This window comes from Streptomyces venezuelae (assembly GCF_008642375.1).
In the GTDB taxonomy this organism is placed as follows: Bacteria; Actinomycetota; Actinomycetes; order Streptomycetales; family Streptomycetaceae; genus Streptomyces; species Streptomyces venezuelae_G.
Genome location: NZ_CP029194.1, coordinates 2,165,200 through 2,189,383 on the forward strand (window position 1 = coordinate 2,165,200; position 24,184 = coordinate 2,189,383).

Here is a 24,184-nt window from a genome sequence, read left to right on the forward strand (position 1 = left end):
CCGCCGGACGCAGCTCATCCGGGCTGCGTCCCGTCCCCCAGGAGAACCCCGTGCCCGACCACGCATCCCCGTCCCCGGCCACCAGATCCGACGCTCCCGACGTCTCGGCCACGAGCGCCACGAGTGCCACGAGTGCCACGAGTGAGAGCACGCCCGCCCCTTCCCGGCTGCGCACCGTCGTCGGCACCGGCGTGGGCAACGCCCTGGAGTGGTACGACTGGAACGTCTACGCGATCTTCACCCCGTTCTTCGCCTCGCAGTTCTTCCCCTCCGCCGATCCGACCTCGGCCCTGCTGAGCACCTTGGCGATCTTCGCCGTGGGCTTCCTCATGCGTCCCCTGGGCGGCCTGGTCTTCGGCCGGCTCAGCGACCGCAAGGGTCGGCGTGCGGCGATGGTCGGCTCCATCGCGCTGGCCGCCGCCGGAAGCCTGCTGATCGGCCTCGCACCGACCTACGCCACGATCGGCGTGGGCGCCTCGGCCCTGCTGGTGTTCGCGCGGCTCGTCCAGGGCCTGGCCCACGGCGGGGAGCTTCCCGCGGCCCAGACGTACGTGGCGGAGATGGCCCCCCGCGAACGGCGAGGGCTCTGGTCGAGCCTGATCTACATCTCCGGCACCTGCGGCATCATGGTCGCCACCGTGCTCGCGGCGGTCCTCTCCTCCTTCCTCAGCGAGGACCAGCTCCACGCGTGGGGCTGGCGCGTGCCCTTCGTCATCGGTGGACTTCTCGGCCTGTACGCGCTGATCATGCGGCTGCGCCTTGAGGAGACCGACGCGTTCGAGAAGCAGGCCGACACCCCGGACCACGAACCGCGCACGTCGGTGTGGCGCGGCTTCTGGGAGAACCGGGCGGCGTGCCTGCGCGTGATCGGCCTCACCCTGGGCGGCACGGTCGTCTACTACACCTGGGCCGTCTCCGCCCCGGCCCAGGCCATCTCCCTCAAGGGCATCGAGGCCTCCTCCGCGCTGTGGGCGGGAGTCCTCGCCAACCTGGTCTTCCTCGTGACGCTGCCGCTGTTCGGCGCCCTCTCCGACCGCGTGGGCCGCAAGCCCATCCTGTACGGCTCCTACATCGGCGGAGCCCTCCTGGCCTTCCCCCTGAACTGGTTCATCCAGGACCAGGCCTGGCAGCTGGCTGTGTCCATGACGACGGCCATGCTCTTCATGTCCGCCGGCGCGGCGATCACCCCCGCGGTGTTCGCGGAGATGTTCCCGACCCGGCTGCGCACGACGGGTGTGGGCTTTCCCTACGCCATCGCCGTGGCCGCCTGCGGCGGCAGTGCCCCGTATCTTCAGACCTGGCTGACCAGCAACGGGAATGGTGACCTCTTCCTCGGCTACACGGTGGTTCTGCTGCTCCTCGCCCTGGCCGTGGTGCACCGGATGCCGGAGACGAAGAACACCGACCTGACGTGACACCGCAGAACGCCGGAGAACCCGGACTGTGGGAACGGAGCCGTACCGTGCCGAGCCTGACCAGCAGAGCGATGCCGACCGTGGTGCGGCTCCGTGGGGCCAAGAAGGTTTTCAGCTCGGCGGAGGCCGTCCGGGAACAGGTCCTCGCCCGTTCCCTGCGGCCGACCGGGTACGCCCCACCGGCCGGACTGGAACGCACGGTCGACCTCGCCGTACGCCGGGTGGCCGGATGGCCCGTCTACGCGGTCACCCCTCGCGGTGCTCCCGACGCCGGACGGCGGGCGGTCTATCTGCACGGCGGCGCGTACATCAACGAGATAGCACCCCAGCACTGGAAGCTGATCGCCCACGTGGCCGCCGAGACCGGCACCCGGGTCACGGTGCCGATCTACCCCCTCGCTCCCCTGGCGACGGCATCCGAGGTGGTGCCGGCCGTCACCGGCCTGGCCGCCGAGATCCTCGACGACGCGGCCACCACGACCCTCAGCCTCATCGGAGACTCCGCCGGCGGCGGAATGGCCCTCGCCGTCGCCGTCCACCTGCGGGACCGAGGACTTCCCGCCCCCGCCCGCACCATCCTCATCTCCCCCTGGCTCGACATCAGCCTGACCGACCCGCGCATCGCCCTGCTCGAAGACCGCGACCCCTGGCTCGCCGTCCCCGGTGCGCGCTTCGCCGGGGACCTCTACCGCGGCACGCTCCCCGTCGACCACCCGCACGTCAGCCCTCTGCTCGCCGACCTGACCGGACTGAACCCGATCACGCTGTTCAGCGGAACCCGGGACATCGTCAACGCCGACGCCCGACGCCTGGCCGCCCGCGCCACGGCCGCGGGCGTCGAGCTGGACTTCCACGAGGCACCGGAGATGCTGCACGTCTACCCCCTCCTGCCGATCCCCGAAGGCAGAGCCGCCCGTGCCGCCCTCTGCACCGCCCTGCGGAGCTGACGCTCGCTCAGCGGCTGTCCGGTCGCGGTACGAGGGGTTGACGCCAGCATTGGTCTATGCCAATTTCTCCTCGGCGCATGGTCAGCCTTTCCCCACAAGGGTGTTGAAGCAACGGACCACACCCGCTGCACCGTGCTGCCTTCCCCCCATCACCTCCCCGAGAGGAACCCCCATGCGCAATGGAGCCAGCCGCCGGAAGCCCGGCATGCGCACCGCGCTCGCCGCCGTCACCGCCGCGATCGGTCTCGGCGCAACCGCGCTGACCGCCCTCCCTGCCGCCGCCGCGGAGGAGAGCGTCGCCGTCCGCTACCGGCAGGGCGGCTCGGGCGGCGACCAGGCGGCGCCCTGGTTCACCGTGGTCAACACCGGGACGACGAACATCCCGTTGAGCCAGGTCAAGCTGCGCTACTACTTCAAGGCCGATCCCGGTGCCTCGTACAGCTACGCCTGCGACTGGGCCGTCAAGGGCTGCACGCATCTGACGGGTACGTTCGGCACGCCGGCCAGCCCCACCGCCACGGCGGACCGGTACCTGGAGGTCGGGTTCACGGCGGGGGCGGGCTCCCTGGCGCCGGGCGCCGACACCGGGGACGTACAACTGCGCTTCCACCGCTCCGACTGGCAGCCGCTCGACCAGTCCGACGACTACTCCTTCGGGCCCACCCAGACCACGTACGAGAACTGGACCAAGGTCACCGCCACCGTCGGCGGAGTCCAGGTCTGGGGCACCGCCCCCGCCGGCAACGAGGCGACCCCGACGCCGACCCCGACCCCGACCGACCCGTCCCCCACGCCTCCGACCACGCCCCCGGCCGAACAGGGCGTCCTCTTCGACGACTTCGACTACACCGGCCACACCGACCCTGCGATCGCCGCACACGGCTGGACCATCCGCTCAGGCGGAGGCGGCCCCGGCGTCGGCGCGGCGACGTGGGCACCCGAGAACGTCACCTTCGCCAAAGAGGGCACGAACTCCGTCATGACGCTGCGCACGTCGACCGCGGGCACCGGCGCGTCGACGCGACAGACCGAAGTGCACACCGCGGCGCGGAAGTTCAAGAACGGGACCTACGCCGCCCGGGTGCGCTTCACGGACACCCCGACCAGCGGTCCGGACGGCGACCACCTGGTCCAGAGCTTCTTCACCATCAACGACCTCACCGCACCGATGGCGGACGACTACGCCGAGTACGACTTCGAGTACCTCCCCAACGGCGGCTGGGGCGAGACGGCGAACGTCCTCTACACCACCTCCTGGGAGACCTTCCGACCCGACCCCTGGGAGGCCGTCAACCAGCACACCGAGAGCCGCACGAGCCAGGCCGGCTGGCACGACCTGGTCCTGACCATCGACGACGAGGCGCTCGTCTACTACATCGACGGCAAGCAGTTCGCCCGGCACGACGCCCACTACCTGCCCGAGCGGCCCATGTCGGTCCACTTCAACCAGTGGCTGATCGACCTCGCAGGCCAGACCTCCACGACCCCCCGCGTCTACGAGGAGCGGATCGACTACATGCTCCACGTGAAGGACCAGGTCCTCACCCCTGCCCAAGTGGCGGCAAAGGTCACCGGCTTCCGCGCGTCCGGAACGGCCTTCAAGGACTCCGTTCCCAGCTCCTGAACGAACCGGCCGCCGCGGGCTGTGGCGGCGCGACCGCCCGCGGTGCGCGACACCGTCGTCGGTGTCGGCCGCCGTGGCGATGTGATCATTTGCCTGACCGGCCGCGTCCCTGCGTCCTAAGGTTTGCCGCCTGGACGTCGATGGAGGGGGTTTGGTGCCGGCTGTGGCGGAGCGGTTGCCGGGCCGGATGACGGACGCGCCGAGGGCGTGGCCTGCCCTCGGGCACCTTCCGCAACTGCGGCGCGGGCCATACATATGACGACCCATCAGAAACCGCGCCGTCTGTGCGTCACACGTGCGTCACGCGCGTCGGACATGTGTCGAGATATCGCCCGTAACGCACGTGCCGCACATCATGCACACTCGGCAAAGTGGCAGGTCACCGGCCCTTTTCAGCAGGCTCAAGGATCGCCACGCACTCCACGTGGTGCGTCATCGGGAAGAGGTCGAAGGCGCGCAGTGTCCGGACCTTGTAGCCGCGCTCCGCGAAGTAGGAGATGTCGCGGGCCAGGGCCGCCGGGTCGCAGGCGACGTAGGCGATGCGGCGGGCGCCGAGGCCCGCGAGGTGGTGGACCGTCTGCTTGCCGGCGCCTGCGCGGGGCGGGTCCAGGACGATGAGGTCGACCTCCGTGATGCCCGTGCGCGGGAGGACGGACTCGACCTTGCCCTGTTCGATGCGGACGCGGGGGAACCCGGCCAGGTTGTGGCGGGCGTCCTCGACGGCGCGCTTGCCGGACTCGATGCCGAGGACCGCGCCCTGCTCGCCGACCCGGTCCGCGAGGGCGCCCGCGAAGAGGCCGACGCCGCAGTAGAGGTCGAGGGCGGAGTCGCCCTTGCGCGGGAGGAGGCCCTGCATGACGGCCTTCATCAGGGTGTCGGCGGCCTTCGGGTGGACCTGCCAGAAGCCGCCGCTGCCGACGCGGTGGGTGCGCTCGTCGGCGCGCTCGCGGACGAAGCCGCGGCCGTGGACGCGGTGGATGCCGCCGTCGTTCTCGTCGACGCGCAGGACCGAGACCGGCTTGTCGAGTTCGACGAGGGGGAGGCGGGCGCCGGGGCGCGGGGTGAGGATGACCTGGCGGTCGTTCGAGCCCGAGGCGGCGATGGCCTCGACCGAGGCCATGCCCTCCCAGGTGCGCTTCTCGATGCCGAGCTCCGAGACGCCCTGGGCGGCGATCATGCAGTGGTCGATGATCTCGACCTCGTGCGAGCGGTGGCGGCGCAGGCCCGCGTGACCCTCGGCGTCGATCGCGTACTGGACGCGGGTGCGCCACTGCGGGACCTCGCCCGACGGCAGCTTGTCGCCCTCGGCGGGCATGACGGTGCCGTCCCAGCCGGCCTCCTCGGGGGTGAGGCCGGCGAGGCGCAGGAGCTGCTCGGCGATGACCTCGCCCTTGAGCCGGCGCTGGGCGCCGGGCTTGGCGTGCTGCCAGTCGCAGCCGCCGCACTTGCCGGGGCCGGCGAAGGGGCAGGGGGCCTCGACGCGGTCCTTGGAGGGTTCGAGGATCGTGATCGCGTCGGCGCGCAGGAAGCGGGAGGTCTCCTCGCCCTCGGTGACGCGGGCGACGACCTTCTCGCCGGGCAGCGCGTGGCGGACGAAGAGGACGCGGCCCGCCTCGGTGCGGGCGATGCAGTGCCCGCCGTGGGCCACCGGACCGACCTCGACCTCGTACTCTTCCCCGACCAACGACGAAACAGGGGTGTTCTGCATGGCGGGGGGACTCCAAGAGGAAGTGACGGTGGGCCGCCGTTCGGGACAGTTCGGACGGCAGCCCACCAGTCTAGTTGTTCTTTACCGGTTGTTCTTCGCGGCCGGTTCCTTCTGGCCCTTCTCCACCGGGCCGCGGCGGACCGAGCCCGGCGCGTTCCACTCCTGGCGCTTCCGGGCCCGCTTCTTCGCGGCCTCGGAGGACTGGAGCTGGTACGGGACCGAGGTGACCATGACGCCGGGGGTGAAGAGCAGCCTGCCCTTGAGGCGGAGCGCGGACTGGTTGTGGAGCAGGTGCTCGTACCAGTGGCCGACGACGTACTCGGGGATGTAGACGGAGACGGCGTCGCGCGGGCTCTCGCGGCGGATGCTCTTCACGTACTCGATCACCGGCCGGGTGATCTCGCGGTACGGGGAGTCGAGGATCTTGAGCGGGACGTTGATGCCACGCCGCTCCCACTCCTCCTTGAGCGCCTTCACCTCGGCCGGGTCGACGTTGACGGTCAGCGCCTCCAGCTCGTTCGCGTGCATGAGCTTGGCGTAGGCCAGGGCGCGCAGGGTGGGCTTGTGGAGCTTGGAGACCAGGACGATGGAGCGGACCCGGGAGGGGCGCACGTACTCGTCCGGCCGCTCCTCGGCGGCGGCGATCTCCGCGGAGACGGAGTCGTAGTGCCGGCGGATCGCGGTCATCGTCCCGTAGAAGATCACCATGCCGAGCAGGGCGACCCACGCGCCGTGGGTGAACTTGGTGGCGAGGACGACGACGAGGACGAGGCCGGTGAAGAAGGCGCCGAAGGCGTTGATCGCGCGGGAGCGGATCATGTGGCGGCGCTTGGCCGGGTCCCTCTCCGTCTTCAGGTGCCGGTTCCAGTGCCGGACCATGCCGATCTGGCTGAGCGTGAAGGAGACGAAGACGCCGACGATGTAGAGCTGGATGAGCTTGGTCGAGTCGGCCCCGTAGACCCAGACGAGGAGCGCGGCGGCGCCCGCGAGGAGCACGATGCCGTTGGAGAAGGTGAGGCGATCGCCGCGGGTGTGCAGCTGGCGCGGCAGGTACCGGTCCTGGGCGAGGATCGAGCCGAGGAGCGGGAAACCGTTGTACGCGGTGTTGGCGGCCAGGAAGAGGACGAGCGCGGTGGCGGCGGCGAGGACGACGAAGAAGAACGTTCCGTCGCCGAAGACGGCGGCCGCGACCTGGGAGATGACCGGGTCCTGGACATAGCCCTCGCCGACCGGCACTCCGTTGTGGAGGAGGTCCTGGGCGGGCTTCTCCGCCATCCGCACGTCGGTGGCCATGGCGAGGAAGATGATGCCGCAGAACATGGTGACGGCCAGGCCGCCCATGAGGGCGAGCGTGGTGGCGGCGTTCTTCGACTTCGGCTTCCGGAAGGCGGGGACGCCGTTGGAGATCGCCTCGACACCGGTGAGCGCGGCACAGCCGGAGGAGAAGGCGCGGAGCAGCAGGAAGACCAGCGCGAAGCCGGCCAGCCCCTCGTGCTCGGGCTTGATCTCGAAGTCGGCGGTGGGGGCCTTCATGGTCTCGTCGAGGACGATCCCCTTGTAGGCGCCCCACGCGATCATGAGGAAGACGCCGGCGACGAAGACGTACGTGGGGATGGCGAAGAGGCTGCCCGACTCCTTCACCCCGCGCAGGTTCATCAGTGTCAGCAGGACGATGACGCCGACCGCACAGGCCACCTTGTGCTCGACGACGAAGGGGATCGCGGAGCCCAGGTTCTCGATGCCCGAGGAGATCGAGACGGCGACGGTCAGGACGTAGTCGACGAGCAGGGCGCTCGCCACGGTGAGTCCGGCCTTCGGCCCGAGGTTGGTGTTGGCGACCTCGTAGTCGCCGCCGCCGCTCGGGTACGCGTGCACGTTCTGCCGGTACGAGGCGACGACCGTGAACATCAGGACGACGACCGCGAGCGCGATCCACGGACTGAAGTGGTACGCCGACAGTCCTGCCACAGAGAGGACCAGCAGCACCTCGCCTGGCGCGTACGCCACGGAGGACAGCGGGTCGGAGGCGAAGACGGGGAGGGCGATCCGCTTGGGGAGAAGGGTTTCCCCGAGCTTGTCGCTGCGCAGGGCCCGCCCGATCAGGATCCGTTTGGGCACGTCGGTCAGTTTGGACACGGAGAGGATCGTAAGCGTTCGAAATCCGCCATGCTCACCGGCACCCCCGATCAGCACGGAATCTCCCTGAGTACCACCTCGGATGCGGTCCCCGCCAGCGTTGCCGCATAAGCTCGGACCGGACAACCCGGCAGGGAGTTGTCCGCCGCGGCCCGGGCCGATCGGGCGAGGAAAGTTGTGGGCAGGGTGTTTTCGCAGGTCAGTAGGGCGATCAGGAGTGCGGGGTAAGGGGACGTGCACATCGTCATCATGGGCTGCGGGCGAGTGGGAGCCGCTCTCGCGCAGACCCTCGAACAGCAGGGGCACACCGTCGCGGTCGTCGACCAGGACCCGACGGCTTTCCGTCGTCTGGGCTCCGGCTTCGGCGGTCGTCGCGTCACGGGTGTGGGCTTCGACCAGGACACGCTGCGTGAGGCCGGGATCGAGGACGCCGGTGCCTTCGCCGCGGTGAGCAGCGGCGACAACTCGAACATCATCGCGGCGCGGGTCGCGCGCGAGATGTTCGGCATCGAGAACGTGGCGGCGCGGATCTACGACCCGCGCCGTGCCGAGGTCTACCAGCGCCTCGGGATCCCGACGGTCGCGACGGTCCGCTGGACCGCCGACCAGATGCTGCGGCGGCTGCTGCCCTCCGGCGCGGAGCCGCTGTGGCGGGACCCGAGCGGCGGTGTGCAGCTCGCGGAGGTCCACACCTCTCCCGCCTGGATCGGCCACAAGGTGAGCCGCCTCCAGGAGGAGACCGGCGTCCGGGTCGCCTTCCTCACCCGACTGGGCGAAGCGATTCTGCCGACCTCGCAGACGGTGCTCCAGGAGGGTGACCTGGTGCACGTGATGATGCGTACGGATGACATCGCGAAGGTCGAGGAGGCCTTCGCCGAGGGTCCTGAGGAGGGCGGTCACTGATGCGTGTCGCTATTGCGGGCGCGGGTGCGGTGGGCCGTTCCATCGCGGGCGAGCTCCTGGAGAACGGGCACGAGGTCCTGCTGATCGACAAGGCGCCGACCGCCATCTCGGTGGAGCGGGTGCCGCAGGCGGAGTGGCTGCTCGCCGACGCCTGTGAGATCACGTCCCTCGACGAGGCGGCGCTCCAGCGCTGCAACGTGGTGATCGCGGCGACCGGCGACGACAAGGTGAACCTGGTCGTCTCGCTGCTCGCCAAGACCGAGTACGGCGTGCCGCGGGTCGTCGCCCGGGTGAACAACCCGAAGAACGAGTGGCTGTTCAACGAGGCCTGGGGCGTGGACGTCGCCGTCTCGACCCCGCGCCTCATGTCGGCCCTGGTCGAGGAGGCGGTGAGCGTCGGCGACCTCGTCCGGCTGCTGCGCTTCAGCCACGGCGACGCGAACCTGGTCGAGCTGACGCTCCCTCCGGAGTCGGCGGTCGCCGGTACCGCGGTCGGGGACGTGGACTGGCCGCAGGACACCTCGCTGGTGACGATCATCCGCGGTTCGCGGGTGCTGACGCCGAGCCCCGAGGAGACCCTGGAGGCCGGCGACGAGCTGCTGTTCGTGGCCGCGCAGGCCCGCGAGGAGCAGCTGGAGGACCTGCTGCAGGTCCGCCGCGAGACCACCGAGTCCTGACAAGCCCCGCGGGATACCCGGGACAGACGGGATACGCGGGAGGGCCCGGACCTGACGAACAGGTCCGGGCCCTCCCGCGTGCCGCGTCGGTACGAGGCTCAGGCCTCCGGCGTGCCGCTCTGCGCGGCGGCCGCGGCCGCCTTGCGCTCCTTCTCGGCGCGCTCCTCGGCCTCCATCTCGGCGAAGACGTCGATCGGCGGCGGCGCCTTCGCGAGGAACATCCAGGTGAGGTAGACCGCGAGCAGGAACGGCGGGATCTTCAGGGCGACCAGGACCCAGCCGAACTTGGTCGTGTCGGCCCACCAGTACATCGGGAAGAGGATCGCGCACTTGGCGAGCAGGATGAAGCCCCAGGCGAGGCTCGCCTTCGCATAGGCCTTCTTGCGGCCGGGGTTACGGGTGCGCCAGGAGAGGTTCTCCTTGAACACCGGGCCGAGGATCAGGCCGATCAGCGGGACGCCCGCGACCGTGGTGATGATGTACGCGAGGGCGAGGCCCAGGGTGTACAGCATGCCCGGCAGGTAGAAGTCCTTGGCGTTGCCCGTCATCATCGCGAAGACGACACCGAAGGCGACACCGAAGACGCCGCTGAACGCGTGCTTGACGGTGTCGCGACGGATCAGCCGGACCGCGACCAGGACCAGCGAGACCGCGAGCGCGGCGATCGCCGAGACGTGCAGGTCCTTGTTGATCGTGAAGATCGTGACGAAGAGCAGGCCGGGCACGACCGTCTCGATCATGCCCCGCAGCCCGCCGAAGGCCTCGAACAGCGCGGCCTCGGTAACCTCCTTCGAGGCCTGGGCGTCCTGTGGGGCCTCGGCGCCCTGATCCGTGGTCGGCTTGTCGAGGGACGTCACCGGCTACTCCTGTCCGAGCGGTCGGAGCTCGTATTTGGGGTTGAAGAGGACCCGCCGGCCGTGGCTCAGGGAGATCCGGCCGGAGGCGATCAGCTTGCGGCCCGGTTCGATGCCCACGATGGAGCGGCGGCCCAGCCAGACGACGTCCAGCGGTGCCGTGCCGTCGAAAAGCTCGGCCTCCAGCGCGGGCACACCGGCGCGGGGGCGCAGCGTGACCGTGCGCAAGGTACCAGTCACCTTGACTATCTGGCGGTCGGAGCAGTCGCAGATACGCGTGCACCCGGTGGCCTCGGCGTCCTCCTGAAGCTCCTCCGACTCCAGGTCCTCCGGGGTGGAGGAGAGCCGGTCGAGCATCCGGCGGAACCTTCCGGCCGGCTTCTCTGTACGCGGTGCAGCACTCATACAGAAAGCGTACCGGCCTCCACCCCCACCGGGACCGGCCGCACACACGACGTCCGCTTCATCGTTCGAAGCGGTAACCCATGCCCGGTTCGGTGACGAAATGGCGGGGGTGCGAGGGGTCGGCCTCGAGCTTGCGCCGCAGCTGCGCCATGTACACGCGGAGGTAGTTGGTCTCCGTGCCGTACGAGGGGCCCCAGACCTCCTGGAGCAGCTGCTTCTGGCTGACCAGCCGCCCGCCGTTGCGGACGAGGACCTCCAGGAGGTGCCACTCGGTGGGGGTCAGGCGGACGTCGCGGCCGTCGCGGTGGACCTTCTTCGCCGCGAGGTCGACGGTGAAGCCCTCGGTCTCGACGACCACCACGCCGTCCTCGGCACCGCCGACCGGCTCGGCGCGGCGCACGGCCGCGCGCAGCCGCGCGAGCAGCTCGTCCATGCCGAAGGGCTTGGTGACGTAGTCGTCGGCGCCGGCATCGAGCGCCTCGACCTTCTCGTCGGAGGTCTGGCGGGCGGAGAGAACCAGGATCGGCACCCTCGTCCAGCCGCGCAGGCCCCTGATCACCTCGACGCCGTCCATGTCGGGCAGGCCGAGGTCGAGGACGACGACGTCGGGGTGGCGCTCGGCGGCCAGCCGGAGGGCGGTGGCGCCGTCGGGGGCGGCGTCGACCTCGTACTTCCGCGCCTTGAGGTTGATCACCAGGGCGCGGACGATCTGTGGCTCGTCGTCGACCACGAGGACCCGGGTCATGGAGGGGGACCTACCTTCTTCGGTGCCCGTTGCGGGCGGCTTGGGTGATGACGGTGGCGCTTGCGGCGGTGGGGCTTGCCGGGCGGTACGGGAGCGGAGGGTGGGACGGGAGCGATACGGGGCGGCGCGGGCGGTACGGCGGCGGAACGCGGGCGGTACGGCGGCGGGGGCGCCGCCCGGCTCAGCTCACGGCATGCGCCGGGAGCTCCGCGGCCGGTTCCGGGGGCGCGCCCCGCGCGGTCCTGAGGGTGAGCACCATGGTCAGCCCGCCGCCCGGGGTGTCCTCGGCGGCGAGGGTCCCTCCCATGGCCTCGACGAAGCCGCGGGCGACCGCGAGGCCGAGGCCCACGCCGGCGCCGCGGGGCGCGTCGCCGAAGCGCTGGAACGGTTCGAAGATGCCGTCCTTGCTCTCGTCGGGCACTCCGGGGCCGCGGTCGACGACGCGCAGTTCGACGCGTTCTCCCAGGGTGCTGGCCGCGACCGAGACGGGTCGGCCTTCGGGGCTGTACTTGACGGCGTTCTCGACGATGTTGGCGACGGCCCTCTCCAGGAGGCCCTTGTCGACCTCGACCATCGGCAGCGTCTCGGGGATGTCGAGCTCGGCGCTGCCGTCGGGCACTCCCCCGAGGGCCATCGGGACGACCTCGTCGAGGTCCACGGCGCGGATCAGCGGGGTGACGGTGCCGGTCTGGAGGCGGGACATGTCGAGGAGGTTGCCGACGAGGTGGTCGAGCCGGTCGGCGCCCGCCTCGATGCCCTCCAGGAGTTCGGCGCGGTCCTCCTCGGACCACTCGACGTCGCCGGAGCGGAGGGAGGTGACGGAGGCCTTGATGCTCGCGAGCGGGGTGCGCAGGTCGTGGCTGACGGCGGCGAGGAGCGACGTACGGATCTTGTTGCCCTCGGCCAGCTTCCTGGCCTCCTCGGCCTCGCCGACGAGCCGCTGCCGGTCCAGGACGACCGCGGCCTGGGCCGCGAACGCGCCGAGGACGCGCCGGTCCTCGGCGGGCAGGACCCGGCCGTTCAGCGCCAGGGCCAGATGGTCGCCTACCGGCATGTCCACGTCCGCGTCCTCCGGGCGTGCCACCGGGTGGGGGCCGACGCTCGCCGCCGGGGTCCACGGTTCGATCTCGTCCGTCCGCTCCAGCAGGGTCACCGACTCCATCGAGAAGGTCTCGCGGACCCGTTCGAGGAGGGCGTCCAGGCTGGTCTCGCCGCGCAGCACGCTGCCCGCGAGGTACGACAGGACCTCGGACTCGGCGCGGAGCCGGGCCGCCTGGTGGGTGCGCCGGGCCGCCAGGTCCACCACCGAGGCGACGGCCATCGCGACGCCGAGGAAGACGCTGATGGCCACGATGTTCTTCGGGTCGGCGATGGTGAGCCGGTGGACGGGCGGGGTGAAGAACCAGTTCAGGAGGAAGGAGCCGACCGCGGCCGAGGCGAGCGCCGGCAGGAAGCCGCCGAGCATCGCCGCGGCGACGGTCAGGGCGAGGAACAGCAGCATGTCGTTGGCGAGACCGAGGTCGGCGTCGACGTGCGTGAGGAGCAGGGCCAGGGCGGCGGGCCCCCCGACGCCGACGAGCCAGCCGGCGATGATCCGGGACCGGCCGAGGCGCGCCCCGCGCGCGACGGGCAGCCCCCGGCCCTTGGCGACCTCGCTGTGGGTGACGATGTGGACGTCGAGGTCGGGACCGGACTCCCGGGCCACCGTCTGACCGACGCCGGGGCCGAAGACGTACTGCCAGGTGCGGCGGCGGCTGGAGCCGAGGACGATCTGGGTGGCGTTGACCCCGCGGGCGAACTCCAGGAGCGCGGAGGGGACGTCGTCGCCGATGACGTGGTGGAACGTTCCGCCGAGATCCTCGACGAGGGTCCGCTGGACGGCCAGCTCCTTCGGCGAGGCGGCGGTCAGGCCGTCGCTGCGGGCGATGTAGACGGCGAGCACCTCGCCGCCCGCGCCCTTCTCGGCCAGCCGCGTGGCCCTGCGTATGAGCGTGCGGCCCTCGGGGCCGCCGGTGAGGCCCACGACGATGCGCTCCCGGGCCTGCCAGGTGGAGCGGATGTTGTGCTCGCCGCGGTACTGCTGGAGGTACTCGTCCACCCGGTCGGCCGTCCACAGCAGCGCGAGCTCGCGCAGGGCGGTGAGATTGCCGGGGCGGAAGTAGTTGGAGAGGGCCGCGTCGACCTTGTCGGACGTGTAGATGTTGCCGTGGGCCATGCGGCGGCGCAGGGCCTGCGGTGACATGTCGACCAGCTCGATCTGGTCGGCCCGGCGGACGACCTCGTCGGGGACGGTCTCCTTCTGCCGTACGCCGGTGATCGACTCGACGACGTCCCCCAGCGACTCCAGGTGCTGGATGTTGACCGTCGACACGACGTCGATGCCGGCCGCGAGGAGCTCGACGACGTCCTGCCACCGCTTGGAGTTCCGGGAGCCGGGGACGTTCGTGTGGGCGAGTTCGTCGACGAGCGCGACGGCCGGCCTCCTGGCCAGGACCGCGTCGACGTCCATCTCGGTGAAGCCGGCGCCCCGGTGCTCCAGGGTCCGCCGCGGGACCTGCTCCAGACCGTGCAGCATCACCTCCGTGCGCGGCCGTCCGTGGTGCTCCACGAAGGCCACGACGCAGTCCGTGCCGCGCTCGATGCGGCGATGTCCCTCGGAGAGCATCGCGTACGTCTTGCCGACGCCCGGCGCAGCGCCGAGGTAGATCCGAAGCTTGCCGCGTCCCATGGACACGACCATACGTCCAGCCAATCGGACATTCCGCACGCGGGCGGAGGGCCGGGCGCGGTATTGACGTGATTCTGATGTCCGAAGGCCGACAGCCCCGGATCGGCCGACCTGGACCGCGGCCCCGGTCGGGCGGCCCCGGTCGGGCGGCCCGGCCTCAGTGCTCGATGATCTCGCCGTCGCTGAGCTCCAGGACCCGGTCCGCCAGGCCCAGGAGCTGCGGGTCGTGCGTGGCGACCAGGGCCGTGCAGCCCTCGCTGCGCACCACCGCGCGCAGCAGCTCCATGACGGCGAGCCCGGTCTCCGCGTCGAGCTGGCCGGTCGGCTCGTCGGCGATCAGCAGGGCCGGCTTGTTGGCGAGGGCACGGGCGATGGCGACCCGCTGCTGCTGGCCTCCGGAGAGCTCGCCGGGCCGCTGGTCGGCGTGGTCGGCGAGGCCCACCAGACCGAGCATCAGGGCGACCCGCTCCTCGCGCTCCTTCGGGTCGGCCCTGCGCAGCCGCAGCGGTACGCCGACGTTCTCGGCGGCGGAGAGGATCGGGAGGAGCCCGAAGGACTGGAAGATGAAGCCGATCCGGTCGCGGCGCAGCTCCAGGAGTCCGTTCTCGCCGACCGTGGAGAGGTCGGTGCCGTCGATGACGATCCGGCCCCCGTCGGCGGTGTCGAGGCCGCCCACGAGGTTGAGCAGGGTCGTCTTGCCGGAGCCCGAGCGGCCCTTCAGGGCGACGAGCTCGCCGCGCGGGATGTCGAAGGTGACCCCGCGCAGGGCGTGGACGGCGGCCTCGCCCCTGCCGTACGAGCGCCGGAGGTCCTCGACCCGGACCATCGGCGTGCCGGCCGGGTCCTCGGCGACGGCCGTTCCGGACCGTGTGCTGCTCTCACTCACCGCGCGCTCCCCCTCCTCGAACACCTGCGCGCCAGTATGGTCCGCCGCCGGGCCCCAGGGCCAGAGCCCACGACCGTACGGACAGGGAGAGGGGTGGAGGAAGCGGCGCGAAAACGGCCGGTGGGCCGCTTCCCGTACGTCTCGTACGGGAAGCGGCCCACCGCTCGTTCGTCGATGCGCGTCCGCGATCATCGGACCTCGATGGACCTCGATCGCGGCTCAGCGGATCTCGGTGACCTCCGGGCCGCGCTGGAGCTGGCCCATGCCGCCGGAGAAGCGGGAGTTCGCCTGCTCCTCCTGCTGGACACCGTCCGGCACCATCTGCGCGTCGTTCGGCAGCTTGAGGACGATCGGGTCGCGCGGGGCCATCGGGCCGTCACCGCGGACGACCACGGTGTCCCGCACGATCTGCTCCAGGAGCCCGGCAGCCTCAGGCTGCACCGCGCCCTGCCCGGAGATCACTCCGCGCAGGAACCAGCGGGGTCCGTCGACACCCACGAAGCGCACGAGCTGCACGCCGCGGTTGCCGTCCGGCAGCTGGACGGGGACCTGGGCCCGCAGCTCCCAGCCGAGGGGGCCCTCGACCTCGTCGATCACTCCGCCCTGCTGGACGATGCCCGTGGCGATCTCGTCACGGACCTCGCCCCAGATGCCCTCCTTCTTCGGGGCGGCGAAGGCCTGGAGCTGCACGGCGCTGTCACGCAGGACGACGGTGGCCGCGACGATCGCGTCGCCCGCCACCTCGACCCGCAGCTCCATGCCCTCGACTCCGGGCACGAAGATGCCACCGAGGTCGACACGGCCGTCCTCCGGCGTCGTGACCTCGGAGATGTCCCACGGCCCGTCGGGCCGGGGCGCCGGCGGAAGGTTCACCCGACGCGGCGCCTCGGCCGAGGCCTCACCGTCGCGGGACCCGACCTCCTCGACGACCTGCTCGGCCTCGCCCGCTGCGTCCTCAGCGGCACCGCTCTTCTTGCGACGTCCGAACACGTCACTGTCCTTCCCGGTCGGATACGACCGAAGCGTATCGATTCCCACCCGTTGCGCCGTCCACGGCGGCATGGCCGCCGGTGGACCCGAAGCCCCCCTCGGCCCGCGCCGAGCCGGGAAGCTCCGCCACCTCGTGGAAGCGAACCTTCTCGACCTGCTGGACGACCAGTTGGGCAATCCGGTCGAACCGCTCGAACCGCACGCTCTCGCGCGGGTCGAGATTGACCACGATCACTTTGATCTCTCCACGGTACCCGGCATCCACCGTCCCCGGGGCATTCACGAGCGCGACTCCGCAGCGGGCGGCCAGGCCGGAGCGCGGGTGCACGAAGGCCGCGTACCCGTCCGGCAGCGCGATGGAGACCCCGGTGGGCAGCACGGCGCGCTCCCCGGGGGCGAGGACGGCGGCCTCGGTGGTCACGAGGTCGGCGCCGGCGTCGCCGGGGTGCCCGTAGGCCGGGATCGGCACGTCGGGGTCCACGCGGCGGATCAGTACGTCGACAGGGTTGCGCATCAGGGGTTCACCTCGAAGGCGCGGGCGCGCCGGACCTGGTCGGGGTCGGACATGGCGGCCTGGATCTCCTCCGGCCGGCCGTTGTCGATGAAGTGGTCGACCTTGACCTCGACGAAGAGGGCGTCGGCGCGGACGGCGACGGGGCCCTCGGGCCCGCCGATCCGGCCGACGGCGGTCGAGAAGATCTTGCGGCCGTGCACGGCGGTGACCGCGGCCTCCAGGTGGAGCACGGTGCCGACCGGGACGGGACGGCGGAAGTCGGTCTCCAGCCGGCCGGTCACGGCGATGACCCGCAGCAGCCAGTTCAGGGAGCCGAGGGTCTCGTCGAGGGCGGTGGCGAGGACGCCTCCGTGCGCGAGGCCGGGGGCGCCCTGGTGGTCGGTGGTCACGGTGAACTCGGCAGTGACGGTCACACCCTCGCCGGCCCGGGCCTCCAGGTGCAGGCCGTGGGGCTGCCCGCCGCCGCACCCGAAGCAGTACTCGTAGTGGGCACCGAGCAGCTCGCCGGGGGCCGGGGCGTCGGGGTGGCGTACCGGCGGTATGGCGTCGGCCGGCGGGGTGAGGGCGGCAGATGTTGCAGTCACAGGCGCAGACCTTACCCGCGCGGCCGGGCGCGGGTCGCGCCGTGCCAAGCTTGGACGCATGCAGCCTTCCGTGCCGTCCCCCGCCCCCTCCTCCGAGCCCTCGGCGGTGCCGTCCGCCGGGACACCCGTCGAGGCGCCCGTCGCGTCGTCCCCGGTGGGGGCCTCGGCGGCGGTCGCGCCACGCTTCGACGAGCGGCTGACGGCGCCCCGCGCGTGGTGGGTCATCACGGGCCTGCTCGGTCTCTCCGGCGGCCTGGTCATGTTCCCGCTGGGTACGGTCCCGACGCTGGGCGGTCTGATCGTGGCGGCGGTGCTCGCCGGCGCCGCGGTCTCCTCGTACGGCTCCGCCCGGATCCGGGTGGTGGCGGGCTCGCTCGTGGCGGGCGACGCCCGGATCCCGGTCTCGGCGCTCGGGGCGGCCGAGGTGCTGGACGAGGAGGAGGCGCGCGCCTGGCGCACCTACAAGGCGGACCCGCGCGCCTTCATGCTGATGCGCAGCTATGTGCCGCGGGCGGTACGGGTCGAGATCACCGACCCGACGGACCCGACGCCGTATGCGTACCTGTCGAGCCGTGAGCCGGAGGCCCTGGTGGCCGCCCTGGACGCCGTGCGCGCCGAGGCCTGATCCCGGCACCGCGATCCGGGCCGGGCTCCCGTCCGGCCCGGCCGTGAGCCCTGATCCGGCCTGATCGACAAGGCACTCTCCCTAGAAGCCGAGCTCCTTCGGGTTCTCGGGCTGCTCCAGCGGGGGCAGGTCCCCGAGGACGTCCCAGGGGACCTGGCGGGCGCGCAGGTCCTTGCGGATGTGTGCGGCGAGCTTCTTGGTGTCGCGCCGGTTCATGACCGCGCCGACGGCGGCGCCGACCATGAAGGGTGTGAGGTTCGGCAGGTTGCGCACCATGCGCTTCATGATCTGCTGGCGCAGCTCGCGTTTGAGCTGCCCGCCGAGCGCCGCGTTGACCGTGGTGGGCTTGGAGGGGTCGATGCCCCGTTCCTCGGCCCAGGAGGTCAGGTAGGCCATCGAACGCTGGGTGAGCCGGCCCTGCGGGCGCAGTCCGTACACCTCGTGCAGTTCGGCGATGAGTTTGAGTTCGACGGCGGCGACGCCGGTGATCTCGGCCGCCAGTTCGGCCGGCATGGCCGGCGGTACGGGCAGCATGGCGGCGGCGCCGATGCCGGCACCGACGGTCGAGCTCGCGTTCGCCGCGCCCAGGACGAGCTTGTCGGCGATCGCCTCGGGACCGAGCCCGGGGAACTGTCTTTGCAGGGTCGCCAGGTCGCGGACCGGGATCCGCGGGGCGAGGTCGATCAGCCGGTCGGCCAGATGGCCGATGCCGGCCTTGGCGCTGTCGCCGCCGCGCTTCACGCCGTCCTTGACGCTGCGCGCGACGCCGCGCCGGACGGCTTCGATCCGGTCGGAATCAATCTTGATCTTGTCGAGTCGGGCCCGCGTCGGGTTGGCCAGCCGCCTGACGGCGTCCAGTCGCCCGTTGCGCGCTTCGCCCCGGTCACCCTCGGTCCGCTCCGCGGGGAGCGGCGCCGCGTCCGGCCCGGCGCCCTGACCGGGGCCCGGCTCGACGCGCACACCCGTTATCGCCTCGATGTCCGCGACGACCGCTTCGAGCGAGGCCGAAGGGCCCCGCTCGTCGTCACGTGCGCCGAGGGAGGGCAGGGGGGCGGCCTGCTCGGCGTCAGGGGCCTCCAGGGCACCCTCTGCCGGGCTCGTGCCGCCCTTGTGCGTCAGCGGGCTCCCAGGGAGCCGCAGACGCCGCTTCCGGGACGGTGTCTCGCCTGCCACGGCCGAGCGGTCTCAGTCGCAGTCGCGGCAGATCGGCTGGCCGTTCTTCTCCCGCGCCAGCTGGCTGCGGTGGTGCACGAGGAAGCAGCTCATGCACGTGAACTCGTCGGCCTGCTTCGGCAGGACCCGGACGGCCAGCTCCTCGTTCGAGAGGTCGGCGCCGGGCAGCTCCAGGCCTTCGGCGGCCTCGAACTCGTCGACATCGACCGTCGAGGTCGACTTGTCGTTCCGGCGGGCCTTCAGTTCTTCAAGGCTGTCCGAGTCGACGTCGTCGTCGGTCTTGCGTGGGGTGTCGTAATCCGTTGCCATGTCGCTCTCCCCCTCTGGGTAGTTGCGGTGTCTCCAGCGCACGTAACGCGTGAGAGGTCGGACTTGTGCCCGACCTGAGGCGGAGATTTTGCCTCACATCAAGGTCTGTTACTCAATCGACACCCGTCGCGCGCTCTCACGAGTGATCGGCTTCGGGTGGCGAACCGGACCGTACACGGTCCTCCGGGCGCCCTTCACAGGCGCCACCCCGTGTACTTCCCGTCATTCCGGGCCCCGGAAACCCGGACTTTTCCTGGTTTTCCGAGGGATTTCTCGGTCACGGAGAGTGGAGGTCCGGACACCCTCTCCTGTGATCGATCACACATGAGCGTCTCAGAATCGGGGCCCGGGAATTCCGCGCAAAGCGAACGGAACCGGTCGGCTCGTGCAGTGTGTCAGATCGGCAGAGTGACGCGCATCACGAGACCGCCTCCCTCGCGGGGCTCCGCGATGATACGGCCGCCGTGGGCGCGAGCCACGGACCGGGCGATCGACAGGCCGAGACCGACCCCCTTGTCGCTGCCGGTGCGCTCCTGCCGGAGCCGCCGGAACGGCTCGAAGAGGTTGTCGATCTCGTACGCGGGGACCACCGGTCCTGTGTTCGAGACGATCAGGAAGGCCTGTCCGTGCTCGGTCTCGGTGGTGACCTCGACCCAGCCTCCTTCCGGCACGTTGTACCGCACGGCGTTCTGGAGCAGGTTCAGCGCGATCCGCTCCAGCAGGACGCCGTTGCCCTGGACGACGGCGGGCTCGCGCTCGCCCCGGATCTCCACGCCCTTGGCCACGGCCTCGGCGTGCGTCTGGTCGATCGCCCGGGAGGCGACCTCCGCGAGGTCGACGGCCTTGCGCTCGATGATCTGGTTGTCGCTCCGGGCGAGCAGCAGCAGGCCCTCCACGAGCTGCTCGCTGCGCTCGTTGGTGGCGAGCAGGGTCTTGCCGAGCTGCTGGAGCTCCACGGGTGCCCCGGGGTCCGAGAGGTGGACCTCCAGGAGCGTGCGGTTGATCGCGAGCGGGGTGCGCAGCTCGTGCGAGGCGTTCGCGACGAAGCGCTGCTGGGCGGTGAAGGCCCGCTCCAGGCGCTCCAGCATCTCGTCGAAGGTGTCGGCGAGCTCCTTGAGCTCGTCGTCGGGGCCGTCCAGCTCGATCCGGCGGGCCAGGTCGGAACCGGCCACCTGGCGGGCGGTGCGGGTGATCCGGCCCAGCGGGGAGAGCACCCGGCCCGCCATGGCGTAGCCGAAGGCGAAGGCGATGATGCTCAGGCCGAGCAGGGCGAAGAGCGAGCGGCGCAGGAGGTCGTCGAGCGCCAGGTCGGTCTGGTGCCGCAGGCAGACCGAGACGGCGTCGTTGAACTGCTGGCCGGTTCCCTGGACGGGCAGGTCGCACCAGGAGGTGGTGGGCTGCACCTTCCCCTCGACGATCTCGAACGGCAGCTTGGCCGCGCTCTCCCCCAGCGTCTGCGCCGTGAAGAGGTAGATGATCGAGAGCAGCAGGATGCCGGCGATCAGGAACATCCCGCCGTACAGCAGCGTGAGCCGTATCCGGATGGTCGGGCGCAGCAGCGGCCGGACGGGGTCCCGGGGGTCCCAGGTCGGTTTCGGCGGCGCCTGGGGGTGCGGCGCGGAGGTCGTGGGCATCGGGGTCAGATCCGGTACCCGGAGCCGGGCACGGTGACGATGACCGGGGGCTCGCCGAGCTTGCGGCGCAGGGTCATGACAGTGACGCGCACGACGTTGGTGAACGGGTCGGTGTTCTCGTCCCAGGCCTTCTCCAGGAGCTGCTCGGCCGAGACGACGGCGCCCTCGCTGCGCATGAGGACCTCCAGGACGGCGAACTCCTTCGGCGCGAGCTGGACCTCCTTGCCCTCGCGGAAGACCTCGCGGCGGTTCGGGTCGAGCTTGATGCCGGCGCGCTCCAGGACGGGCGGGAGCGGCACCGTGGTGCGCCGGCCGAGCGCGCGGACGCGGGCGGTGAGCTCGGTGAAGGCGAAGGGCTTGGGCAGGTAGTCGTCCGCGCCGAGCTCCAGGCCCTCGACGCGGTCGCTGACGTCCCCGGACGCGGTGAGCATCAGCACGCGCGTGGGCATGCCGAGCTCGACGATCTTGCGGCAGACGTCGTCGCCGTGGACGAGCGGGAGGTCGCGGTCGAGGACGACGACGTCGTAGTCGTTCACCCCGACGCGCTCCAGGGCCGCGGCGCCGTCGTACACGACGTCGACGGCCATGGCCTCCCGGCGCAGTCCGGTGGCCACCGCATCGGCGAGCAGCTGCTCGTCCTCGACGACGAGTACGCGCACGTCGTAGTCCTTCCCTTGAGCCGCGGTCCGAAGGGGGACCGGCTGAAAACCTGAGCACTGACTGTGCGTGTCCATCCTGCCCCGAACGCGCGTAAACCGGCTGTAAGACGGATGTGCGGGGCTCGGGGCGCGGGGGTGGTGGGGCGGGGGCGCGCGGCGGGCGCGAGCCCCTCCGTCAGCGGCTCGCGAAGAATTCACCTGATTCACGGGCCAGTTGAGGTTTCTGTGAGGAAGGGGGTGGGGAGGACGACTGCACACCCCGTGATCACGCCCTGTATGTGGCGCGCCACCTACCGCCTTCTGTCCCCCAGAGGCAGCAGTGTGTGATCCACCCACCCTCGGCACACCCCCGTGCCACCGGACCCACGACGAGGGGGCGCACGATGGACGCTTTCACCGCAGGACTGCTGCACCGGATCAGGGCCACGCAGACCGACCTCACGCGCGCTCGTGAGACGGGCGACGACTTCCTCGCGGATGTCGAGCAGGCCGAGCTTGACGACCTGCACCGCCTGGCCGCCGAGCACGGCGTGGAGGTCGCCTCGCCGGGCCACTGACCGGCCTCACACGCGCGAGGGCCCGGAGCCGTAGCGGCTCCGGGCCCTCGCGCGTCCGGCCTCGCGGGAGACCCGGAATCCGCTAGTCGTGCCAGGCGCCGAGCTCCTCCAGGAGCTCCTGGAGGGGCGCGAAGAGGCCCGGGGAGGCGGCCAGGGTCAGGTCGCCCGACTCCGGCTCTCCCGGCCGGCCACCCGTGAGGGCGCCGGCCTCGCGGGCGATGAGCGCTCCCGCGGCGAGGTCCCAGGGGTTGAGTCCGCGCTCGTAGTACGCGTCGAGGCGGCCGGCCGCGACGTCGCAGAGGTCGATCGCGGCCGAGCCGCCGCGGCGGATGTCGCGGACGCGCGGGATCACGCGCCGAGCCACGTCGGCCTGGTGGGCGCGGCGGGACTGGACGTATCCGAAGCCGGTGCCCACGAGGGCCTGACCGAGCTCGGGCGAGGGACGGGCCGCGAGGCGCCGCTCCCCCGCGTACGCGCCGCCGCCGAGGACCGCGCGGTACGTCTCGCCGCGCATGGGCGCCGCGACCACGCCGACCACGGTCTCGCCGTCCCGCTCGGCGGCGATGGAGACCGCCCAGGTGGGCAGGCCGTAGAGGTAGTTCACGGTGCCGTCGAGCGGGTCGATCACCCAGCGGATCCCGCTGGTGCCGGGGCTCGACGCGCCCTCCTCGCCGAGGAAGCCGTCCTGTGGGCGGTGCTCGGAGAGGAAGCCGGTGATCAGCTTCTCGGCGGCGATGTCCATCTCGGTGACGACGTCGATGGGGCTCGACTTGGTCTTCGCCACGGCCAGGTCGTCCGGCCGGCCGTCGCGGAGGAGGGCTCCGGCCCGCCGTGCGGCCTCCAGGCCGAGGTCGAGCAGTTTGGCGAGCAGCGGGTCGCTCACGTCGGTCACGCCGTTCAGGTCGGTCACAGGGGCTCCTTACGCGTACGGGCTGTCGGCGCCGGCCGCCGCGGGGCGCTCCGCCCTCGCCGGGCAGCAGCCGATGGGGCACAGGTCGTGGGAGGCTCCGAGGGCGCCCAGGGCGCACCGCTCCACCCGCGTGCCCCGCTCGCCCGCGGCCCGCTCCAGGACGAGGTCGCGGACGGCCGCGGCGAACCGCGGGTCGGCCCCGACGGTCGCCGAGCGCCGGACGGGCAGGCCGAGTTCGGCCGCCTTGGCCGTGGCCTCCGTGTCGAGGTCGTAGAGGACCTCCATGTGGTCGGAGACGAAGCCGATGGGGACCATGACGGCCGCGGTCGCCCCGGCACCGTGCAGCTCCTCCAGGTGGTCGCAGATGTCGGGCTCGAGCCACGGGATGTGCGGGGCGCCGCTGCGGGACTGGTAGACGAGCTTCCAGGGGTACGCGATGCCGGTCGCCTCGCGGACGGCCTCGACGATCACCTGGGCCACGTCGAGGTGCTGGCGCACGTAGGCACCGCCCTCGCCGTGCTCGGCGACCGGTCCCGAGCTGTCTGCGGCGGAGTCGGGGATGGAGTGGGTGGTGAAGGCGAGGTGGGCCCCGTCGCGGACGGACGGGTCGAGCTCCGCGAGGGAGGCGAGGACGCCCTCGACCATGGGCTCGACGAAGCCGGGGTGGTTGAAGTAGTGCCGGAGCTTGTCGACGCGGGGCAGCGGGAGCCCCTCCGCTTCCAGGGTGGCGAGCGCGTCGGCGAGGTTCTCGCGGTACTGGCGGCAGCCCGAGTAGGAGGCGTACGCACTGGTGGTGAGGACGGCGATGTGACGCCGGCCGTCGGTGATCATCTCGCGGAGGGTGTCGGTGAGGTACGGCGCCCAGTTCCGGTTTCCCCAGTGGACCGGGAGGTCGAGGCCGGCCTCCGCGAAGTCCGTCCGCAGCGCGTCGAGCAGCGCGCGGTTCTGGTCGTTGATCGGGCTGACGCCGCCGAAGAGGAAGTAGTGCTGCCCCACTTCCTTGAGCCGTTCCTTCGGAATGCCTCGGCCGCGCGTCACGTTCTCCAGGAACGGGACCACGTCGTCCGGGCCCTCGGGGCCGCCGAACGAGAGCAGCAGCAGGGCGTCGTACGGGGCGGGATCGTGCTGATCGGACATGGCCCGATCCTCCCACCCGACTCCGGTGCCGGAGGGCGCGGCCCGTCGGACGGCGCGCGCGGAG

Annotated in this window: 23 protein-coding genes; 7 read left to right on the top strand and 16 right to left on the bottom strand. The window is 71.5% G+C overall.

Features of this window, described 5'->3' with window-relative positions; all coding sequences use genetic code 11:
- The first annotated feature begins 50 nt into the window (after positions 1 to 50).
- The 3 genes from DEJ46_RS09605 to DEJ46_RS09615 all read left to right on the top strand — a co-directional run bounded on the left by DEJ46_RS09605 (position 51) and on the right by DEJ46_RS09615 (position 3,986).
- Complete coding sequence (locus tag DEJ46_RS09605; RefSeq protein ID WP_150265209.1) at positions 51 to 1,415, top strand: MFS transporter; 1,365 nt, start codon at positions 51 to 53, stop codon at positions 1,413 to 1,415.
- 47 nt (positions 1,416 to 1,462) lie between these two features.
- On the top strand, positions 1,463 to 2,362 hold the full coding sequence (locus tag DEJ46_RS09610) for an alpha/beta hydrolase fold domain-containing protein (protein WP_150265211.1): 900 nt from the start codon (positions 1,463 to 1,465) through the stop codon (positions 2,360 to 2,362).
- Positions 2,363 to 2,534: 172 nt separating this feature from the next.
- Positions 2,535 to 3,986 (top strand): cellulose binding domain-containing protein, encoded by a 1,452-nt coding sequence (locus DEJ46_RS09615; protein ID WP_150265213.1) that lies wholly within the window; start codon positions 2,535 to 2,537, stop codon positions 3,984 to 3,986.
- 379 nt (positions 3,987 to 4,365) lie between these two features.
- Here DEJ46_RS09615 and DEJ46_RS09620 read toward each other — a convergent pair whose 3' ends face one another.
- Entirely contained in the window at positions 4,366 to 5,694 is a 1,329-nt protein-coding gene (locus tag DEJ46_RS09620) for a class I SAM-dependent RNA methyltransferase (protein WP_150265215.1), read from the bottom strand.
- Positions 5,695 to 5,775: 81 nt separating this feature from the next.
- Entirely contained in the window at positions 5,776 to 7,830 is a 2,055-nt protein-coding gene (locus DEJ46_RS09625; RefSeq protein WP_150265217.1) for an APC family permease, read from the bottom strand.
- Between the two features lie 234 nt (positions 7,831 to 8,064).
- On the opposite strand from DEJ46_RS09625, the gene DEJ46_RS09630 reads away from it, so the two are divergent.
- Both DEJ46_RS09630 and DEJ46_RS09635 read left to right on the top strand, forming a co-directional pair.
- Positions 8,065 to 8,733 (top strand): potassium channel family protein, encoded by a 669-nt coding sequence (locus DEJ46_RS09630; RefSeq protein ID WP_024758514.1) that lies wholly within the window; start codon positions 8,065 to 8,067, stop codon positions 8,731 to 8,733.
- Positions 8,733 to 9,410, top strand: a complete 678-nt coding sequence (locus DEJ46_RS09635) for a potassium channel family protein (RefSeq protein ID WP_141294962.1) — start codon at positions 8,733 to 8,735, stop codon at positions 9,408 to 9,410. The genes DEJ46_RS09630 and DEJ46_RS09635 overlap by 1 nt, the downstream gene beginning before the upstream one ends.
- 98 nt (positions 9,411 to 9,508) lie before the next feature.
- Here the strand turns inward: DEJ46_RS09635 and DEJ46_RS09640 are convergent, their stop codons facing one another.
- The 8 genes from DEJ46_RS09640 to DEJ46_RS09675 all read right to left on the bottom strand — a co-directional run bounded on the left by DEJ46_RS09640 (position 9,509) and on the right by DEJ46_RS09675 (position 17,116).
- Positions 9,509 to 10,267, bottom strand: a complete 759-nt coding sequence (locus DEJ46_RS09640) for a DUF3159 domain-containing protein (protein ID WP_150265219.1) — start codon at positions 10,265 to 10,267, stop codon at positions 9,509 to 9,511.
- 3 nt (positions 10,268 to 10,270) lie between these two features.
- Positions 10,271 to 10,669 (bottom strand): OB-fold nucleic acid binding domain-containing protein, encoded by a 399-nt coding sequence (locus tag DEJ46_RS09645; protein WP_150265221.1) that lies wholly within the window; start codon positions 10,667 to 10,669, stop codon positions 10,271 to 10,273.
- 58 nt (positions 10,670 to 10,727) lie between these two features.
- On the bottom strand, positions 10,728 to 11,414 hold the full coding sequence (locus DEJ46_RS09650) for a response regulator (protein ID WP_150265223.1): 687 nt from the start codon (positions 11,412 to 11,414) through the stop codon (positions 10,728 to 10,730).
- A 181-nt stretch (positions 11,415 to 11,595) separates the two neighbouring features.
- Positions 11,596 to 14,142, bottom strand: a complete 2,547-nt coding sequence (locus DEJ46_RS09655; protein WP_150265225.1) for a sensor histidine kinase — start codon at positions 14,140 to 14,142, stop codon at positions 11,596 to 11,598.
- Between the two features lie 157 nt (positions 14,143 to 14,299).
- Complete coding sequence (locus DEJ46_RS09660; RefSeq protein WP_223835452.1) at positions 14,300 to 14,968, bottom strand: ABC transporter ATP-binding protein; 669 nt, start codon at positions 14,966 to 14,968, stop codon at positions 14,300 to 14,302.
- A 279-nt stretch (positions 14,969 to 15,247) separates the two neighbouring features.
- Positions 15,248 to 16,018, bottom strand: coding sequence for a DUF3710 domain-containing protein (locus DEJ46_RS09665; protein WP_150265228.1), 771 nt, complete (start codon positions 16,016 to 16,018; stop codon positions 15,248 to 15,250).
- A 1-nt stretch (position 16,019) separates the two neighbouring features.
- A complete protein-coding gene (gene dut / locus DEJ46_RS09670; protein ID WP_150265230.1) occupies positions 16,020 to 16,532 on the bottom strand; it encodes a dUTP diphosphatase in 513 nt (170 codons plus the stop codon).
- Positions 16,532 to 17,116, bottom strand: a complete 585-nt coding sequence (locus DEJ46_RS09675; RefSeq protein ID WP_150265232.1) for a PaaI family thioesterase — start codon at positions 17,114 to 17,116, stop codon at positions 16,532 to 16,534. Before DEJ46_RS09675 ends, dut begins: the two co-directional genes overlap by 1 nt.
- A gap of 58 nt (positions 17,117 to 17,174) precedes the next feature.
- Between DEJ46_RS09675 and DEJ46_RS09680 the strand changes: the two genes are divergently transcribed.
- Entirely contained in the window at positions 17,175 to 17,741 is a 567-nt protein-coding gene (locus tag DEJ46_RS09680) for a DUF3093 domain-containing protein (RefSeq protein ID WP_150265234.1), read from the top strand.
- A gap of 81 nt (positions 17,742 to 17,822) precedes the next feature.
- Here the strand turns inward: DEJ46_RS09680 and DEJ46_RS09685 are convergent, their stop codons facing one another.
- From DEJ46_RS09685 to DEJ46_RS09700, 4 genes are all read right to left on the bottom strand, one after another.
- Positions 17,823 to 18,914, bottom strand: a complete 1,092-nt coding sequence (locus DEJ46_RS09685; RefSeq protein WP_150265236.1) for a hypothetical protein — start codon at positions 18,912 to 18,914, stop codon at positions 17,823 to 17,825.
- 12 nt (positions 18,915 to 18,926) lie between these two features.
- On the bottom strand, positions 18,927 to 19,223 hold the full coding sequence (locus tag DEJ46_RS09690) for a DUF4193 domain-containing protein (RefSeq protein ID WP_003955561.1): 297 nt from the start codon (positions 19,221 to 19,223) through the stop codon (positions 18,927 to 18,929).
- A gap of 395 nt (positions 19,224 to 19,618) precedes the next feature.
- Entirely contained in the window at positions 19,619 to 20,857 is a 1,239-nt protein-coding gene (locus DEJ46_RS09695) for a sensor histidine kinase (RefSeq protein WP_150265238.1), read from the bottom strand.
- A gap of 5 nt (positions 20,858 to 20,862) precedes the next feature.
- Positions 20,863 to 21,516 (bottom strand): response regulator transcription factor, encoded by a 654-nt coding sequence (locus DEJ46_RS09700; protein ID WP_017237674.1) that lies wholly within the window; start codon positions 21,514 to 21,516, stop codon positions 20,863 to 20,865.
- A 383-nt stretch (positions 21,517 to 21,899) separates the two neighbouring features.
- Here DEJ46_RS09700 and DEJ46_RS39090 point away from each other — a divergent pair, with 383 nt between their 5' ends.
- Positions 21,900 to 22,073: a hypothetical protein gene (locus DEJ46_RS39090; RefSeq protein ID WP_190622533.1), complete on the top strand. Its 174-nt coding sequence runs from the start codon at positions 21,900 to 21,902 to the stop codon at positions 22,071 to 22,073.
- 82 nt (positions 22,074 to 22,155) lie between these two features.
- Here DEJ46_RS39090 and DEJ46_RS09705 read toward each other — a convergent pair whose 3' ends face one another.
- Both DEJ46_RS09705 and DEJ46_RS09710 read right to left on the bottom strand, forming a co-directional pair.
- Entirely contained in the window at positions 22,156 to 22,956 is an 801-nt protein-coding gene (locus DEJ46_RS09705) for an inositol monophosphatase family protein (RefSeq protein ID WP_150274275.1), read from the bottom strand.
- Positions 22,957 to 22,992: 36 nt separating this feature from the next.
- Positions 22,993 to 24,120 carry a ferrochelatase gene (locus DEJ46_RS09710; protein ID WP_150265240.1) on the bottom strand — a complete coding sequence of 376 codons (1,128 nt, stop codon included), beginning with the start codon at positions 24,118 to 24,120 and terminating at the stop codon, positions 22,993 to 22,995.
- Positions 24,121 to 24,184 lie beyond the last annotated feature (64 nt).

Excerpts from the sequence above, each read along its gene's own strand:
- DEJ46_RS09615 (WP_150265213.1), top strand. The coding sequence starts at position 2,535 with ATGCGCAATGGAGCCAGCCGCCGGAAGCCCGGCATGCGCACCGCGCTC.
- DEJ46_RS09620 (WP_150265215.1), bottom strand. The coding sequence starts at position 5,694 with ATGCAGAACACCCCTGTTTCGTCGTTGGTCGGGGAAGAGTACGAGGTC.
- DEJ46_RS09635 (WP_141294962.1), top strand. The coding sequence starts at position 8,733 with ATGCGTGTCGCTATTGCGGGCGCGGGTGCGGTGGGCCGTTCCATCGCG.
- DEJ46_RS09645 (WP_150265221.1), bottom strand. The coding sequence starts at position 10,669 with ATGAGTGCTGCACCGCGTACAGAGAAGCCGGCCGGAAGGTTCCGCCGG.
- DEJ46_RS09650 (WP_150265223.1), bottom strand. The coding sequence starts at position 11,414 with ATGACCCGGGTCCTCGTGGTCGACGACGAGCCACAGATCGTCCGCGCC.
- DEJ46_RS09655 (WP_150265225.1), bottom strand. The coding sequence starts at position 14,142 with ATGGGACGCGGCAAGCTTCGGATCTACCTCGGCGCTGCGCCGGGCGTC.
- DEJ46_RS09660 (WP_223835452.1), bottom strand. The coding sequence starts at position 14,968 with ATGGTCCGGGTCGAGGACCTCCGGCGCTCGTACGGCAGGGGCGAGGCC.
- dut (WP_150265230.1), bottom strand. The coding sequence starts at position 16,532 with ATGCGCAACCCTGTCGACGTACTGATCCGCCGCGTGGACCCCGACGTG.
- DEJ46_RS09680 (WP_150265234.1), top strand. The coding sequence starts at position 17,175 with ATGCAGCCTTCCGTGCCGTCCCCCGCCCCCTCCTCCGAGCCCTCGGCG.
- DEJ46_RS09690 (WP_003955561.1), bottom strand. The coding sequence starts at position 19,223 with ATGGCAACGGATTACGACACCCCACGCAAGACCGACGACGACGTCGAC.
- DEJ46_RS09695 (WP_150265238.1), bottom strand. The coding sequence starts at position 20,857 with ATGCCCACGACCTCCGCGCCGCACCCCCAGGCGCCGCCGAAACCGACC.
- DEJ46_RS39090 (WP_190622533.1), top strand. The coding sequence starts at position 21,900 with ATGGACGCTTTCACCGCAGGACTGCTGCACCGGATCAGGGCCACGCAG.
- DEJ46_RS09710 (WP_150265240.1), bottom strand. The coding sequence starts at position 24,120 with ATGTCCGATCAGCACGATCCCGCCCCGTACGACGCCCTGCTGCTGCTC.